This window comes from Streptomyces roseifaciens (genome assembly GCF_001445655.1).
Classification (GTDB): Bacteria; Actinomycetota; Actinomycetes; order Streptomycetales; family Streptomycetaceae; genus Streptomyces; species Streptomyces aureoversilis.
The window spans coordinates 784542-800117 of sequence record NZ_LNBE01000004.1; the positions used below are offsets into that span (position 1 = coordinate 784542).

The following is a 15576-nucleotide window of genomic DNA, read 5'->3' on the forward strand; positions in this document are numbered from 1 at the left end:
GGGGCCACCGCCTTCGCGGTTTCGTACGGGCGCGATCCGCTCACTTCTCCTGCTGCTGCGCCACCGGCTCCCCGGTCGAGACGTCCACGACCTTCCGGTCGCCCAGGGGCTCGTCCAGCGTCACCGTCTCGTCGAACTTCTTCGCCATCAGCACGCACTGCCGTCCCGGCTGCTTCTCCGTGCCGGTGACCTTGACCGTCACCGCGGAGGAGGACTGCTCGGCGGAGACCGCGTAGTTCTGGCACACCCCGCCCCAGAAGTGCAGGACGAGCTTCCGGTCCTCCACGCTGTACGACGTCACGCGCACGGGGGACGACTTCGGCGTGTCCTTGCCGGGGCGCTCGGAGCGGGCCGGTGCCGGCGAGGGCTTCGCCACGAACTTCGGGTCCACCGCGGGCTGGGCGACGGTGACCGCCTGCCCCTTCTCCGCACCCGGCAGGCGCACCTGGAACAGCCACGACGGCACCAGCGCCGGCCGCCCGGCCACCGACTGCGCCGACAGGCCGAACGCCGCCCCGGTCACCACCGCGGGCTCGCGCGGCGGCTGCTTCGGCGGGCAGGGCGGCGCGAAGCCGCCCGGCACGTCCGAGCCGTCGTGCGGGACGGGCGAGGCGCAGCCGCCGATCCCGCCGCCGGTGCCGCCGCCCTTGTTCAGCTCCTTCAGCGCCTCGTCCGCCGTCACCACCGGGTACGTCGCGCCCTTCGGGGGGACCTGCAGCTGGCCGCTGCCGCGCACGATCTGCGCGTCCGAGCCGACGTCGAGGGTCGTCCGCCAGCCGAAGGCCGGCAGGCCGTCCAGCACGGGGTCGGCGTTGACCGTCCGCACGGCGCCGAAGAGCACCGAGGCGTCCACCTTGGAGTCGTCCTGGCCGAGCGCCTTCAGCACGGGCGCGGCGGCGCCCTTCGCCTTCTCCTCCGGCACGGGCGGCTGCCCGTCCGAGGCCTTGCCCTCCTGCTGCGGGCAGCGGTCGGCGGCGCCGGGGGAGAGGTCCGCCGCGGGGTCCGTGCCCGGCCCCGAGGCCGGGTGCGCACAGCTCTTGCCCGCGTCGCCGAAGCGCGCGAACGACCAGTTGCCCGGGCCCTTGCGGGCCACCCGCAGGACCGGCTCGTCCGCCCCGGGCGGACCGCCCACCCGCCACACGTCCCCGTCCGCGGTGGGCGTGCCCGGCACGTGGAGGGCCTCGGCGAGACGGGCCACGTCCTCGCGGCCCACCTCGCCCTTCGGCAGCCGCACCGGGGCCGTCCGCGGCCCGTCGGGCAGCTTCCCCCCGGCGCGGTAGCGCACGCCACCGGGGTCCGGCTCGCCCACGGCGATGCCCTGGTGCGGAGAGCCGGCGGGACCGCCGCCCGCGGACGGCGCGTCCAGCGCGAGGGGTGGTGGCGGGCTCTCACCGCCCGCCGAACCCTTGTCCTTGCCGCCGTCGCCCTCCGAGGCCGTGGCCGCCCAGTACGCCCCGCCGCCACCGGCCAGCAGCACCGCCGCCGCGACCGACGCGACCGCGAGCCGGGACCGCTTCCGCTGCTGCTTGCCTTCGGGGCTGCCGCCCTCGGTACTCACCACATCGCTCCTTCACTCCGCCCAATGTCCGTAGCGCCGCATCCCCCGCGAGGGGGACGCCGCTTGGACGGAGCGCAGGAGCGAGTGGTTCCACCGGGATCCGTCTACACCGGATCCGTCAGTCGCCGTATTCGGGCATCAGTCGCCGTACTCAGACATTCCGTCGATCAGCCGTGGCGTCCCCGCCGGCACCGAGACCCCCCTGATCCACGAGGGCGGGACGACCGCGGCGGCCTGCCGCTGCCCGGTGCCGCCCGTCCAGTGCGGGGACATCCGCGCGCACAGCCCGCGCAGCTCCGCCAGGGATTCGGGCTCGGAGTCGGAGAAAGTGACGTCCTTCACAGGGTTCGGCATAACGGCACCGTATGCAGCTCGCGACGCACGATGAAAGGGCTACTATTTGGTAATTTTGTCCGGACGGTGGCCGAAACCGTACCCAGGTGCGATATCCGGACCCGGTAGCGTGGTGTGGCTCGTCTCGAATTCCACCCACCTCGCCCCGCAGGAGCAGAACCGCCGTGCGTATCGCTGTCACCGGCTCCATCGCCACCGACCACCTGATGACGTTCCCCGGCCGTTTCGCCGATCAGCTCGTGGCGGACCAGCTGCACACCGTCTCGCTCTCCTTCCTCGTCGACGACCTCGACGTCCGCCGCGGCGGTGTCGCCCCCAACATCTGCTTCGGCATGGGCCTGCTCGGCCTGCACCCGATCCTGGTCGGCGCCGCCGGCGCCGACTTCGCCGAGTACCGCGCCTGGCTGGAGCGGCACGGCGTGGACACCGACTCGGTGCGCATCTCCGAGGTCCTGCACACCGCGCGCTTCGTCTGCACCACGGACACCGACCACAACCAGATCGCGTCCTTCTACACCGGCGCGATGAGCGAGGCCCGCCAGATCGAGCTGCAGCCCGTCGCCGACCGCGTCGGCGGCCTCGACCTGGTCCTGATCGGCGCCGACGACCCCGAGGCGATGATCCGCCACACCGAGGAGTGCCGCTCGCGGGGCATCCCCTTCGCCGCCGACCCCTCCCAGCAGCTGGCCCGCATGGACGGCGACGACATCCGCGTCCTCGTCGAGGGCGCCACGTACCTCTTCACCAACGAGTACGAGAAGGCCCTCATCGAGTCCAAGACCGGCTGGTCGGCGGACGAGATCCTGGCCAAGGTCGGCACCCGCGTCACCACCCTCGGCGCCCGGGGCGTGCGCATCGAGCGCGCGGGCGAGCCCGTCGTCGAGGTCGGCTGCGCCCAGGAAGAGGCCAAGGTCGACCCGACGGGCGTCGGCGACGCCTTCCGCGCCGGCTTCCTCGCGGGCCTGACCTGGGAGCTCTCCCTGGAGCGCGCCGCCCAGCTGGGCTGCATGCTCGCCACCCTCGTCATCGAGACCCTGGGCACCCAGGAGTACGAGCTGCGCCGCGGCCACTTCATGGAGCGCTTCACCAAGGCCTACGGCGACGAGGCGGCCGCCGAGGTCAAGGCGCACCTGTCCTAGTCCGCGAAGGCCCCTGCCCCCGCCCGGGGCAGGGGCTCACGCGTTTCTACGTGCGGCGCCGCACCACGTACGCCGTGCCCCGCTCCGCCGGGCGCTCGCCCACGTACTCCTGCTCCCGCATGTCGCACCACGCGGGGATGTCCAGCCGCGCGGCCTCGTCGTCGGACAGGACGGTCACCAGCCCGCCCACCGGCACGTCGCCGATGGACTTGGCCAGCTCGATCACCGGGATCGGGCAGCGCTTGCCCAGCGAGTCGATCACCAGCTCCGACGCCGTCCGGGAGACCGGCTCCGGCGCGGCCGGCGCGCCCAGCTGCTGCCGCACGGACGCCACCACGCCCGGCAGGACGTCGAGGAAGCGCTCGACGTCCTCCTCCGCGGTGCCCGCCGGCAGCGACACCCGGACGTTTCCCTCCGACAGCACGCCCATCGCCTGCAGCACGTGGCTCGGGGCCAGCGTGCTGGAGGTGCACGAGGAACCGGAGGAGACCGAGAAGCCCGCCCGGTCCAGGGCGTGCAGCAGCGTCTCACCGTCGACATACAGACACGAGAAGGTGACCAGATGCGGCAGCCGCCGCACCGGGTCGCCCACCACCTCCACGTCCGGTACGAGCGCCGGCACCCGCTCCCGGATCCGCTCGACCAGCGCCCGCAGCCGGGCGCCCTCGGTCGCCGCCTCCTGCCGCACGGCACGCAGCGACGCGGCCGCCGCCACGATCGCCGGCAGGTCGGGGAAGCCCGGCGCCCGGCCCGACTCCCGCTCGTCCGCGGGCCCCTGGGGCGCGAACCGCACCCCCTTGCGCACGGCCAGCAGGCCCACGCCCGCCGGACCGCCCCACTTGTGCGCACTGGCCGTCAGCAGCGACCAGCCGCCCTCCACCGGCCCCCACGCGAGCGACTGCGCGGCGTCCACCAGCAGCGGCACGCCCGCCGCCCGGCACTCCTCGGCCACTTCGGCCACCGGCTGCGCGGTGCCCACCTCGTGGTTGGCGGACTGCAGGGCGGCCAGCGCGGTGTCGGGGCGCAGCGCGGCGGCGTACGCGCCGGGGGCCACGCGGCCCCCGCGGTCGACGGCGACCTCGGTGAAGCTGCCCCCGGCCGCCTCCAGGGCCGCGGCGGAGTGCAGCACGGCCGAGTGCTCGACGGCGGAGACCACGAGGTGGCGGCCGGTGCGGCGGCGCCCGGCGAGGGCGCCGGCAATGCCGTCGTGCAGGGCGCGGGTACCCGAAGGGGTGAAGACGAGCTCGTCCGGGCGGCAGCCGACGGCCTCCGCGGCGGCCTCGCGCGCGGCGTCCAGCAGCAGCCGGGCCCGGCGGCCCTCGCGGTAGAGCCGGGCCGGATCGGCCCAGCCCTCGTCGAGGGAGGCCAGCAGCGCCTGGCGGGCGACGGGGTGCAGGGGGGCGGCGGAGGCGGCGTCGAAGTAGGGCACACCCAGAAACTAACCTGCCACCGGCGCGCGGCCGGTGCGTACCGCCCGACCTGCGAAGCAGTCGTCTGACGGTCCCCCAGACGGCGGCCGGACCCGTGGATTCCATCCCTTCGGGGAGTGACGCGGCGCGTTGGGCACCCTCCCCGCGCGGCCCCAAATAGCGTCCAGTAGGGTTTGGTCCGCATAAACATCCAAACCCCTGCCCGCAGCGGGCCGGCGACCGACCAGCGAGACGGCCGCAGCCGGCCGCACGGGCGAGACTCTCGGGAAGGCGCTACGTGAGTCCCAACGGCTCCGACCGCTCGTCGCGGCGCCCGGTGCGGCGGAAGCTGCTGCAGGCGCTGGCCGCGGGCGCTGTCCTGGCGACCGCCTCCGGTTGCACATATAAGGACTTCCCCCGCCTCGGAATGCCCACTCCCGTCACGGAAGAGGCGCCGCGGATCCTCTCCCTGTGGCAGGGCTCCTGGGCCGCCGCCCTCGTGGTCGGTGTCCTGGTGTGGGGCCTGATCATCTGGAGCGTCATCTTCCACCGGCGCAGCCGGACGAAGGTGGAGGTGCCCCAGCAGACCCGGTACAACATGCCGATCGAGGCGCTGTACACCGCGGTCCCGATCATCATCGTGTCGGTGCTCTTCTACTTCACCGCTCGCGACGAGAACAAGCTTCTCACCAACCCTGAAAAGCCTCAGCACGTCATCAACGTGGTGGGCTTCCAGTGGAGCTGGGCCTTCAACTACATGGAGGACGTCGACGGCAACGCCGCGACCCCGGCGAAGCCGCTCCGTGACAACAAGGAGCTCGACGCGATCCCGGACCGGTTCCTGACGAAGGCACCGAAGGGCGCGGAGGGTGTCTACGACATCGGCATCCCCGGCACGCGCAACGAGCAGACCAACAACCCGGGCCCCACGCTGTGGCTGCCCAAGGGCGAGACGGTTCAGTTCGTGCTCACCTCGCGGGACGTCATCCACTCCTTCTGGGTGGTGCCGTTCCTGATGAAGCAGGACGTCATCCCGGGTCACACCAACAGCTTCACGGTGACCCCGAACAAGGAGGGCACCTTCCTGGGCAAGTGCGCCGAGCTGTGCGGCCAGGACCACTCCCGGATGCTCTTCAACGTCAAGGTCGTCTCTCCTGAGCGTTACAAGCAGCACCTGAAGGAGCTGGCCGCGAAGGGCCAGACCGGCTACCAGCCGGCGGGCATCGCGCAGACGGATCACGCGAAGAACGCGGAGACCAAGAACAAGTGAGCATCCTCAACGAACCCCAGGGTGCCGCCGCCGCGACAGCCACGGCAGCACCGCCAGTCCGCCAGAAGCAGCCCGGTATCAATGCGGTCAAGTGGCTCACCACCACCGACCACAAGACCATCGGCACGCTCTACCTGGTCACGTCGTTCGCGTTCTTCTGCATCGGCGGTCTGATGGCGCTGCTGATGCGCGCCGAACTCGCCCGTCCCGGCACGCAGATCATGTCGAACGAGCAGTTCAACCAGGCGTTCACGATGCACGGCACGATCATGCTGCTGATGTTCGCGACGCCGCTGTTCGCCGGTTTCGCGAACTGGATCATGCCGCTGCAGATCGGTGCGCCCGACGTGGCGTTCCCGCGGCTGAACATGTTCGCCTACTGGCTCTACCTCTTCGGCTCGATCATCGCGGTGGCCGGGTTCCTCACCCCGCAGGGTGCGGCCGACTTCGGCTGGTTCGCCTACTCCCCGCTGTCGGACGCCGTCCGCTCGCCGGGTGTCGGTGCCGACATGTGGATCATGGGTCTGGCCTTCTCGGGCTTCGGCACGATCCTCGGTTCGGTCAACTTCATCACCACGATCATCTGCATGCGCGCGCCCGGCATGACGATGTTCCGCATGCCGATCTTCACCTGGAACGTCCTGCTGACCGGTGTGCTGGTCCTGCTGGCCTTCCCGGTGCTGGCGGCGGCGCTGTTCGCCCTGGAGGCGGACCGCAAGTTCGGGGCCCACGTCTTCGACGCGGCCAACGGCGGTGCGCTCCTGTGGCAGCACCTCTTCTGGTTCTTCGGCCACCCCGAGGTGTACATCATCGCGCTGCCGTTCTTCGGCATCATCTCCGAGGTCATCCCGGTCTTCTCCCGCAAGCCGATGTTCGGCTACTGGGGTCTGATCGCGGCGACGATCTCGATCGCGGGTCTGTCGGTGACGGTGTGGGCGCACCACATGTACGTCACGGGCGGTGTGCTGCTGCCGTTCTTCTCCTTCATGACCTTCCTGATCGCGGTCCCGACCGGTGTGAAGTTCTTCAACTGGATCGGCACCATGTGGAAGGGCTCGCTGTCCTTCGAGACCCCGATGCTCTGGGCCGTCGGCTTCCTGATCACCTTCACCTTCGGTGGTCTGACCGGCGTCATCCTGGCCTCGCCGCCGATGGACTTCCACGTCTCCGACTCGTACTTCGTGGTCGCGCACTTCCACTACGTCATCTTCGGCACCGTGGTGTTCGCGATGTTCTCCGGCTTCCACTTCTGGTGGCCGAAGTTCACGGGCAAGATGCTGGACGAGAAGCTCGGCAAGATCACCTTCTGGACGCTGTTCGTGGGCTTCCACGGCACGTTCCTGGTCCAGCACTGGCTGGGCGCCGAGGGCATGCCGCGCCGTTACGCGGACTACCTCGCCGCCGACGGCTTCACCACGCTGAACACCATCTCGACCATCAGCTCCTTCCTGCTGGGCCTGTCGATCCTGCCGTTCATGTACAACGTCTGGAAGACCGCCAAGTACGGCAAGAAGGTCGAGGTCGACGACCCGTGGGGCTACGGCCGCTCGCTGGAGTGGGCGACCTCCTGCCCGCCGCCGCGGCACAACTTCCTCACGCTGCCGCGCATCCGCTCCGAATCCCCGGCGTTCGACCTGCACCACCCGGAGATCGCGGCCCTGGAGCTCGAAGAGAACCTCGCGGCTGAGAAGGCCCTCGCGGGTGGCAAGGAGGCCGGCAAGTGAAGATCCAGGGCAAGATGTTCATCTGGCTCTCCGTCTTCATCCTCGCCATGGCGTGCGTCTATGGCGTGTGGTCGAAGGAGCCGGCCGGTACGACGGCGCTCTTCCTGGCCTTCGGCCTGTGCATCATGGTCGGCTACTACCTGGCGTTCACCGCGCGCCGGGTGGACACCGGCGCCGGTGACAACAAGGAGGCGGACGTCGCCGACGACGCCGGCGAGCTGGGCTTCTTCGCCCCGCACAGCTGGCAGCCGCTCTCCCTGGCGATCGGTGGCGCCCTGGCCTTCATGAGCATCTGCTTCGGCTGGTGGCTGATGTACTTCTCGGCGCCGGTCATCGCAGTCGGTCTCTTCGGCTGGGTGTTCGAGTTCTACCGAGGCGAGAACCAGAACCAGTAACGAGCGGCCGCTGCCGTCCCGGGCCCCGCACACCATCCGGTGTGCGGGGCCCGGTGCATTTCCACCCGTTTGCAGTCACCCGGCAGGCCGTACGCCCCGATCCTTCCTACGGTGTGACCATGACCCAGTCACGTCGACACCGTCTGGCGCTCACCGGGGCGGTGCTGCTGACCGCGCTGGTGGTGGGGGTCACCGCCTGCGCCGGCTCGTCCAACCCGCTGGCCGACAAGCCCTACGACGCCAGCGGCCAGGTCGAGCTCACCTCTGCCCGCGACGGGCAGAAGGCGGACCCCAGCAAGCCCCTCGAGGTGGTCGCCCGGGGCGAGGACCGGATCACGGACGTCACGGCGACGGACGCGGCGGGGCGCTACGTCAAGGGCGAACTCTCCGCCGACGGCTCCCGCTGGCACAGCACCGGCGCGCTCGCAGCCGGTGCCCACTACACCGTGCGCGTCACCACCGAGGACGAGAACGGCTCCCAGGGGCGCCGCACGATCGGCTTCGACACCAACCCGGCCGACCGCCTCCTGCGCGTCAGTTTCGGCCCGCAGAGCGGCACCTACGGCGTGGGACAGCCCATCACCGCCGAGCTGAGCACCCCCGTCCAGGACCCGGCCGCCCGCGCGATCGTCGAGCGCACCTTCAGGGTCGAGTCCCGGCCCGCAGTGGAGGGCGCCTGGCACTGGGTGGACAACCGCACCCTGCACTACCGCCCGAAGGAGTACTGGCCCGCCCACACCACCGTCGACGTGCACGCCACCCTCGACGGCATCAAGGTCGGCGGCGGCCTCTACGGAGGCCCCTCCAGGGCCGTGCGGATGACGACGGGCGACCGAATCGAGGCCGTCACCGACGCGAGCGCGCACAGCATGACCGTGCTCGTGAACGGCAAGGAGGTCCGGTCCATCCCGGTGACCACCGGTAAGCCCGGCTACGCCACCCGCAACGGGGTCAAGGTGATCCTGGGCCGGGAATCCTTCGTACGCATGCGCGGCACCAGCATCGGCATCGCCGAGGGCAGCGCGGACTCCTACGACCTGCCCGTCCACTGGGCCACCCGGGTCACCTGGAGCGGCGAGTACGTGCACGCCGCGCCCTGGTCCGAGGGGTCCCAGGGCGCCGAGAACGTCAGCCACGGCTGCACCGGCATGAGCACCGCCAACGCCAAGTGGTTCTTCGACACCGTGCACGTCGGCGACATCGTCAAGGTCGTGGGCAGCGCCGGCGCGACCATGACCCCGTTCGACAACGGCTTCGGCGACTGGAACATGGCCTGGGACGAATGGCGCAAGGGAAGTGCCCTCGTCGGAGGGAAGACCGGGAAGACCGAGGGGAGCAGCCCTGCCGACGCGGCCCGCCTGCGCCCCGAGCTCTAGCCGCCCGGGCGCCGCCTCAGGCGTCCACGGCCTTCCGGGCGCGCAGCAGGCCCGCCAGGGCGTCGGCGAAGGCCGCCGGGTCCAGCGGGTGCGTCACGGCCGCGTCGGCGCGGCTCCAGGTGGCCAGCCAGGCGTCCTGCGGGCGGCCCATGAGCAGCAGCACGGGCGGGCAGCGGAACACCTCGTCCTTCAGCTGCCGGCACACCCCCATGCCGCCCGCGGGCGCCGTCTCGCCGTCCAGGACGCACACGTCCACGTGGTGCTCCTCCAGGGCCGTGAGCACGCCCGGGAGCGTCGCGCACTCCACGTACACGACCGGCGGCACGTCGGGGGCGGGCCTGCGCCCGGCGGCCAGCCGGACCTGCTCGCGGGTGTCCGCGTTGTCGCTGTAGACCAGCACGGTGGCCGTCGGCTGCATCGTTCCTCCAGGCTTGTGTTCGGCACAGCTGTGGATCTGACGTGGAGCTGATCGATGGCCGGACTCTACTCCGCGAACACCCTTCCGGAGGAGGGTCCGTCAGGCCCGCGAGGTGCCCCGGAACGTCCGGTTCCCCCCTTTGGGGGACCCCGGCGCTGGGCCGTACGAGCACGGCACATGCTCTTGACACACCGAACGGCACCCCCCGGAGTGAGCACGAGATAAGCGACCGACATAATGTCGGTCGTGGCGACTGCAACAGCAACAGATACCGGGCACGCACACCCGTCGGTCAATCGACCGAACCTCACCAGCGTCGGAACCATCATCTGGTTGAGTTCCGAGCTGATGTTCTTCGCGGCCCTCTTCGCGATGTACTTCACCCTGCGATCGGTGACGGGCACCGAGTTCTGGTCGGAAAAGGCGTCCGCGCTGAACCTGCCGTTCTCGGCGACCAACACCACGATCCTGGTGCTCTCCTCCCTCACCTGCCAGCTCGGCGTCTTCGCCGCCGAGCGCGGCGACGTGAAGAAGCTGCGCACCTGGTTCGTGATCACCTTCGTGATGGGTGCCATCTTCATCGGCGGCCAGGTCTTCGAGTACACCGAGCTCGTGAAGAACGACGGGCTCTCGCTCTCCTCCGACCCGTACGGCTCGGTGTTCTACCTGACGACCGGCTTCCACGGCCTGCACGTGACGGGCGGTCTGATCGCCTTCCTGCTGGTTCTGGGCAGGACGTACGCGGCCAAGAGGTTCACCCACCACCAGGCGACGGCGGCCATCGTCGTGTCCTACTACTGGCACTTCGTCGACGTGGTGTGGATCGGCCTCTTCGCCACGATCTACTTGATCAAGTAATCGGTCCCGTCCCGCACCGGACCAACAGTCCAGATCGACGCAGAAGATCCTGACACCGGGGTAATCCGTGAAAAAGCTCTCCGCACGACGACGCCATCCGCTGGCGGCGGTCGTCGTCCTACTCTTCGCGCTGGCGGTAACTGGGGGGCTGTACGCCGCGTTCGCGCCGGCGGACACGGCCAAGGCCGATGAAACCGCCCAGTCCCTCGCCATCGAGGAGGGCAAGAAGCTCTATGCCGTGGGCTGCGCAAGCTGCCACGGCACCGGCGGTCAGGGCACCACCGACGGCCCGAGCCTCGTCGGCGTGGGCGCCGCGGCCGTCGACTTCCAGGTCGGCACCGGCCGCATGCCGCTCCAGCAGCAGGGTGCCCAGGCCCCCCGCAAGAAGGCGATCTACTCGCAGGCCGAGCGCGACCAGCTCGCCGCGTACATCGCCTCGCTGGGCGCCGGCCCCGCGATCCCGACCAAGGATCAGTACAGCCCGGACGGCGCGGACATCGCCAAGGGCGGAGAGCTCTTCCGCACCAACTGCGCCCAGTGCCACAACTTCACCGGTAAGGGCGGCGCGCTCTCCAACGGCAAGTACGCCCCCACGCTTGAGGACGTAGACCCCAAGCACATCTACGAGGCCATGCAGACCGGCCCGCAGAACATGCCTTCCTTCCCCGACACGACGATGACGGAGAAGAACAAGAAGGACATCATCGCGTACCTCGACACGGTCAACAGCAGCAAGTCGGAGAGCCCGGGCGGCCTCGAGCTGGGTGGGCTCGGCCCGGTCAGCGAGGGTCTGTTCGCGTGGATCTTCGGACTGGGTGCGCTGATCGCAGTAGCCATCTGGGTCGCGGCCCACACCGCTAAGGCCAAGAAGTCATGAGTAGCCAAGACATTCCAGAAGAGAACCTGCCGAGCACGCAGGACGCGCACGGCGGTGCCGTGACGAAGACGGCCGGCGACCCGTTCGCCGACCCCGGCCTGCCGCCGCACGAGGCCCGCATCCAGGACATCGACGAGCAGGCCGCCAAGCGCTCCGAGCGCGTGGTCGCCTTCCTGTTCCTGCTCTCGATGCTGGCCACGGTCGGCTTCATCGCCTCCTACGTGACCCTTCCGGTCGACAAGAGCATCTACGTCTTCCCGATCGGTCACATCAGCGCCCTGAACTTCGCGCTGGGCATGACCCTCGCGGTGGCGCTGTTCTGCATCGGCGCGGGCGCGGTCCACTGGGCCCGCACCCTGATGTCGGACGTGGAGGTCGCCGACGAGCGGCACGCCATCGCCGCCGAGCCCGACGTCAAGGCCAAGGTCATGGCCGACTTCAGGCAGGGCGCGGAGGAGTCGGCCTTCGGCCGCCGCAAGCTGATCCGCAACACGATGTTCGGTGCGCTGGCCCTGGTGCCGCTCTCCGGCGTGGTGCTGCTGCGCGACCTCGGACCGCTTCCGGGCACCAAGCTCCGGAAGACCGCCTGGTCCGAGGGCAAGATGCTGATCAACCAGAACACGCTGCAGCCGCTGCGTCCCGAGGACATCCAGGTCGGCTCCCTCACCTTCGCCATGCCCGAGGGCATGAAGGAGGAGGACCACGACTTCCAGAAGGAGATCGCCAAGGCCGCCCTGATGATCGTCCGGCTCCGTCCGGAGAACATCAAGGACAAGCGCGAGCTCGACTGGTCCGCCGACGGCATCGTCGCGTTCTCCAAGATCTGCACCCACGTCGGCTGCCCGATCAGCCTCTACGAGCAGCAGACGCACCACGTGCTGTGCCCGTGCCACCAGTCCACCTTCGACCTCTCCGACGGCGGACGCGTGATCTTCGGCCCGGCCGGCCACGCCCTTCCGCAGCTGCGGATCAAGGTCAACGACAAGGGCTACCTTGAGGCCATGGGCGACTTCGCCGAGCCCGTCGGTCCTGCCTACTGGGAGCGCGGATGAGCACTACGACTGACAATCGCCGCAAGGCGCCCGCAGGCGAGCGGGTCGCCGACTGGGCCGACGGCCGTCTGGGTATCTACACCCTGGCCAAGGCCAACATGCGGAAGATCTTCCCGGACCACTGGTCCTTCATGCTGGGCGAGGTCTGCCTCTACAGCTTCGTGATCATCATCCTCACGGGTGTGTATCTGACGCTGTTCTTCCACCCGAGCATGAACGAGGTCGTCTACCACGGCTCGTACGTGCCCATGCAGGGCATGCACATGTCCGAGGCGTTCAAGTCGACCCTCGACATCAGCTTCGACGTCCGTGGCGGTCTGCTCATCCGGCAGATCCACCACTGGGCCGCGCTGATCTTCCTCGCGGGCATGTTCGTGCACATGATGCGCGTGTTCTTCACGGGTGCGTTCCGCAAGCCGCGTGAGGTCAACTGGCTGTTCGGCTTCCTGCTGTTCGTCCTCGGCATGTTCACCGGCTTCACCGGTTACTCGCTCCCGGACGACCTGCTCTCCGGCACCGGTGTCCGCTTCATGGAGGGCGCGATCCTGTCCGTGCCGATCGTCGGCACGTACATCTCGATGTTCCTCTTCGGCGGCGAGTTCCCCGGCTCGGACTTCGTGCCGCGGTTCTTCTCCATCCACGTCCTGCTGCTGCCGGGCATCATGCTCGGTCTGCTGGTGGCCCACCTGATCCTGGTGATCTACCACAAGCACACGCAGTTCCCCGGCCCGGGCCGCACCAACAAGAACGTCGTCGGCCTCCCGCTGATGCCGGTCTACATGGCCAAGGCCGGTGGCTTCTTCTTCCTGGTCTTCGGCATCATCGCGGCCATCGCGGCGATCGCCTCGATCAACCCGATCTGGGCCATCGGCCCGTACCGCCCGGACCAGGTGTCCACCGGCGCCCAGCCCGACTGGTACATGGGCTTCGCCGAGGGTCTGATCCGTGTCATGCCGGGCTGGGAGATCAACCTGTGGGGCCACACGCTCGTCCTGGGCGTGTTCATCCCGCTGGTCATCTTCCCGCTGGTGCTCGGTGCGATCGCGGTCTGGCCGTTCATCGAGTCCTGGGTCACCGGTGACAAGCGCGAGCACCACCTGCTGGACCGCCCGCGCAACGCCCCGACGCGCACCGCCTTCGGTGCCGCCTGGATCGCCGCGTACTTCGTGATGCTGGTCGGTGGTGGAAACGACCTGTGGGCCACCCACTTCCACCTGTCGATCAACGCCATCACCTGGTTCGTCCGCATCGGCTTCTTCGTGATCCCGGTCCTGGTGTTCATCGCCACCCGCCGGATCTGCATGGGCCTGCAGCGCCGCGACAGGGACAAGGTGCTGCACGGACGCGAGTCCGGCATCATCAAGCGCCTGCCGCACGGTGAGTTCGTCGAGGTCCACGAGCCGCTCTCGCAGGAGCAGATGCACACCCTCACGGCGCACCACCAGCCGCAGCCGCTGGAGCTGGAGCCGGAGTACGACGAGAACGGCGTGGCCCGCAAGGCCGGCGCCGGGCAGCGCCTCCGGGTGAAGCTCTCGAAGGGCTTCTACGGCGAGGGGACCCAGATCCCCAAGGCCACCGTGGAGGAGTACGAGGAGATCACGAGCGGCCACGGCCACCACTGATCCCCCGGATCACCCGCTGATCCACCCTGATCGCTGATCGCCACAGCGAGAGCCCCGTCCAGGCCCTGGACGGGGCTCTTCGCTGTCTCCGGGGGTGGATAGGCTGGGCGGGCAGACCCCGGGACGAACCCGGCTCTCCGGACCGACCACCAGGAGCGTGGACCATGAACGTTGTGACCCCGGCAGGCGGCGACAGCGCGGTGGCCCCCTCCTGGCCGGGCCTCCTGGACGCCCTGCTCTCCGGCCGTGACCTCACCGTCGACGACGCCGCCTGGGCCATGGACCGGATCATGCGCGGCGAGGCCACCGACGCGCAGATCGCGGGCTTCCTGGTCGCCCTGCGCGCCAAGGGCGAGACGGTCGCCGAGATCTCCGGCCTGGTGCGCACGATGTACGAGCACGCCCGGCTGATCGAGGTGCCCGGCCCCAGCGTCGATATCGTCGGCACCGGCGGCGACGGCGCCAAGACCGTCAACATCTCCACCATGTCCTCGATCGTCGTCGCCGGCACCGGCGTGAAGGTCGTCAAGCACGGCAACCGGGCGGCGTCCTCGGCCAGCGGCGCCTCGGACGTGCTGGAGAAGCTGGGCGTCAACCTCGACCTCAGCCCGAAGCGGGTGGTGGAGGTGGCCGAGGAGGCCGGCATCACCCTCTGCTTCGCGGTGAAGTTCCACCCGGCGCTGCGGCACGTGGCCGCGGCCCGGCGCGAGCTCGGCATCCGGACCATCTTCAACGTGCTCGGCCCGCTGACCAACCCCGCGAAGGTACGTGCCCAGGCCACGGGCGTCGCGGACGCCCGGATGGCCCCGATCCTCGCCGGGGTGCTCGCCGAGCGCGGCTCCTCGGCGCTGGTCTTCCGCGGCGACGACGGCCTTGACGAGCTGACCACGACCGCCACGTCGCGGGTGTGGGTGGTCTCCGGCGGACGGGTCCGCGAGGAGGCCTTCGACCCGCGGGACGTGGGGATCGACCTGGTGCCGGTGGAGGCGCTGCGGGGGGCCGACGCGTCGTACAACGCGGACGTCGCACGGCGTCTGCTCGCGGGCGAGACGGGTCCGGTGCGGGACGCCGTGCTCCTCAACTCCGCCGCGGCGCTGGTGGCGTTGGCGCCCACGGAGGAGCCGCTGGCGGAGCAGATCCGGGGCGGGCTGGCCCGGGCTGCGGAGTCCATCGACTCCGGGGAGGCCCGGCGGGTGCTCGAGCGGTGGGCCCTGGCGAGCAACGCGTAGCGCTGTGAAGCAGTAGTGCCGTGAAGGGGCGTCCGTGATACGGACGCCCCTTCACGGTCGGCGATCAGTTGTGCCATACTCTCGGCCAAGGTCACGAGTGACAGCGACACGGCCCCGGCCCGCTGTCCGGCAACCCTCCTTCCGTGGCGGGGTGCCCCGGGTGATGACCAGGTCGCAGGCAGCGAGGTCTGCGGCAAGCGCGGGTCCCTCGCCAGGGATCCTGGTTGTCGAGGGAGTTCCTTCCGTGGTTCAGCGAATGCGTTAGGGCTCGAAGAGCCCCTTTTCCCGCACCCTC

14 protein-coding genes and 1 riboswitch are annotated in these 15576 nt (G+C 69.9%); of the genes, 10 read left to right on the forward strand and 4 right to left on the reverse strand.

The annotated features are described in order from the left end of the window. Positions 1-40 precede the first annotated feature (40 nt). Both AS857_RS20635 and AS857_RS20640 read right to left on the reverse strand, forming a co-directional pair. Entirely contained in the window at positions 41-1558 is a 1518-nt protein-coding gene (locus AS857_RS20635; protein ID WP_058044767.1) for a hypothetical protein, read from the reverse strand. 138 nt (positions 1559-1696) lie between these two features. Next, positions 1697-1912, reverse strand: coding sequence for a hypothetical protein (locus tag AS857_RS20640; protein WP_058044768.1), 216 nt, complete (start codon positions 1910-1912; stop codon positions 1697-1699). A 164-nt stretch (positions 1913-2076) separates the two neighbouring features. Between AS857_RS20640 and AS857_RS20645 the strand changes: the two genes are divergently transcribed. Continuing rightward, complete coding sequence (locus AS857_RS20645; RefSeq protein ID WP_058044769.1) at positions 2077-3051, forward strand: carbohydrate kinase family protein; 975 nt, start codon at positions 2077-2079, stop codon at positions 3049-3051. 46 nt (positions 3052-3097) lie between these two features. Here the strand turns inward: AS857_RS20645 and AS857_RS20650 are convergent, their stop codons facing one another. Then, positions 3098-4480, reverse strand: a complete 1383-nt coding sequence (locus AS857_RS20650; RefSeq protein ID WP_058044770.1) for a cysteine desulfurase/sulfurtransferase TusA family protein — start codon at positions 4478-4480, stop codon at positions 3098-3100. Positions 4481-4758: 278 nt separating this feature from the next. On the opposite strand from AS857_RS20650, the gene ctaC reads away from it, so the two are divergent. From ctaC to AS857_RS20670, 4 genes are all read left to right on the forward strand, one after another. Further along, positions 4759-5730 carry an aa3-type cytochrome oxidase subunit II gene (ctaC, locus tag AS857_RS20655; RefSeq protein WP_058044771.1) on the forward strand — a complete coding sequence of 324 codons (972 nt, stop codon included), beginning with the start codon at positions 4759-4761 and terminating at the stop codon, positions 5728-5730. Next, the gene (gene ctaD, locus AS857_RS20660; protein WP_058044772.1) at positions 5727-7454 is read left to right on the forward strand and encodes an aa3-type cytochrome oxidase subunit I; all 1728 of its coding nucleotides are present in this window, start codon (positions 5727-5729) and stop codon (positions 7452-7454) included. The genes ctaC and ctaD overlap by 4 nt, the downstream gene beginning before the upstream one ends. Further along, on the forward strand, positions 7451-7849 hold the full coding sequence (locus AS857_RS20665) for a cytochrome c oxidase subunit 4 (protein WP_058044773.1): 399 nt from the start codon (positions 7451-7453) through the stop codon (positions 7847-7849). Before ctaD ends, AS857_RS20665 begins: the two co-directional genes overlap by 4 nt. A gap of 119 nt (positions 7850-7968) precedes the next feature. Beyond that, entirely contained in the window at positions 7969-9225 is a 1257-nt protein-coding gene (locus tag AS857_RS20670; protein WP_058044774.1) for a L,D-transpeptidase, read from the forward strand. Positions 9226-9241: 16 nt separating this feature from the next. Here the strand turns inward: AS857_RS20670 and AS857_RS20675 are convergent, their stop codons facing one another. Continuing rightward, positions 9242-9643, reverse strand: a complete 402-nt coding sequence (locus tag AS857_RS20675; protein WP_058044775.1) for a DNA-binding transcriptional response regulator — start codon at positions 9641-9643, stop codon at positions 9242-9244. A 237-nt stretch (positions 9644-9880) separates the two neighbouring features. Between AS857_RS20675 and ctaE the strand changes: the two genes are divergently transcribed. The 5 genes from ctaE (at position 9881) to trpD (ending at position 15281) form a co-directional block, all read left to right on the forward strand. Beyond that, positions 9881-10501 (forward strand): aa3-type cytochrome oxidase subunit III, encoded by a 621-nt coding sequence (gene ctaE / locus AS857_RS20680; protein ID WP_058044776.1) that lies wholly within the window; start codon positions 9881-9883, stop codon positions 10499-10501. A gap of 67 nt (positions 10502-10568) precedes the next feature. Beyond that, positions 10569-11378, forward strand: coding sequence for a cytochrome bc1 complex diheme cytochrome c subunit (gene qcrC, locus AS857_RS20685; protein ID WP_058044777.1), 810 nt, complete (start codon positions 10569-10571; stop codon positions 11376-11378). Beyond that, positions 11375-12430, forward strand: coding sequence for a cytochrome bc1 complex Rieske iron-sulfur subunit (qcrA, locus tag AS857_RS20690; protein WP_058044778.1), 1056 nt, complete (start codon positions 11375-11377; stop codon positions 12428-12430). The genes qcrC and qcrA overlap by 4 nt, the downstream gene beginning before the upstream one ends. Continuing rightward, positions 12427-14052, forward strand: a complete 1626-nt coding sequence (gene qcrB / locus AS857_RS20695; protein WP_058044779.1) for a cytochrome bc1 complex cytochrome b subunit — start codon at positions 12427-12429, stop codon at positions 14050-14052. The genes qcrA and qcrB overlap by 4 nt, the downstream gene beginning before the upstream one ends. Before the next feature lie 164 nt (positions 14053-14216). Beyond that, complete coding sequence (gene trpD / locus AS857_RS20700) at positions 14217-15281, forward strand: anthranilate phosphoribosyltransferase (RefSeq protein ID WP_058044780.1); 1065 nt, start codon at positions 14217-14219, stop codon at positions 15279-15281. A gap of 89 nt (positions 15282-15370) precedes the next feature. Further along, a riboswitch (SAM riboswitch) is annotated at positions 15371-15487 on the forward strand. Positions 15488-15576: the final 89 nt, after the last annotated feature.

What these genes read in the sequence shown, in the direction of transcription:
- qcrB (WP_058044779.1), top strand. Translation starts at nt 12,427, where the DNA reads ATGAGCACTACGACTGACAATCGCCGCAAGGCGCCCGCAGGCGAGCGG.
- AS857_RS20640 (WP_058044768.1), bottom strand. Translation starts at nt 1,912, where the DNA reads ATGCCGAACCCTGTGAAGGACGTCACTTTCTCCGACTCCGAGCCCGAA.
- ctaE (WP_058044776.1), top strand. Translation starts at nt 9,881, where the DNA reads ATGTCGGTCGTGGCGACTGCAACAGCAACAGATACCGGGCACGCACAC.
- AS857_RS20670 (WP_058044774.1), top strand. Translation starts at nt 7,969, where the DNA reads ATGACCCAGTCACGTCGACACCGTCTGGCGCTCACCGGGGCGGTGCTG.
- qcrA (WP_058044778.1), top strand. Translation starts at nt 11,375, where the DNA reads ATGAGTAGCCAAGACATTCCAGAAGAGAACCTGCCGAGCACGCAGGAC.
- trpD (WP_058044780.1), top strand. Translation starts at nt 14,217, where the DNA reads ATGAACGTTGTGACCCCGGCAGGCGGCGACAGCGCGGTGGCCCCCTCC.
- AS857_RS20675 (WP_058044775.1), bottom strand. Translation starts at nt 9,643, where the DNA reads ATGCAGCCGACGGCCACCGTGCTGGTCTACAGCGACAACGCGGACACC.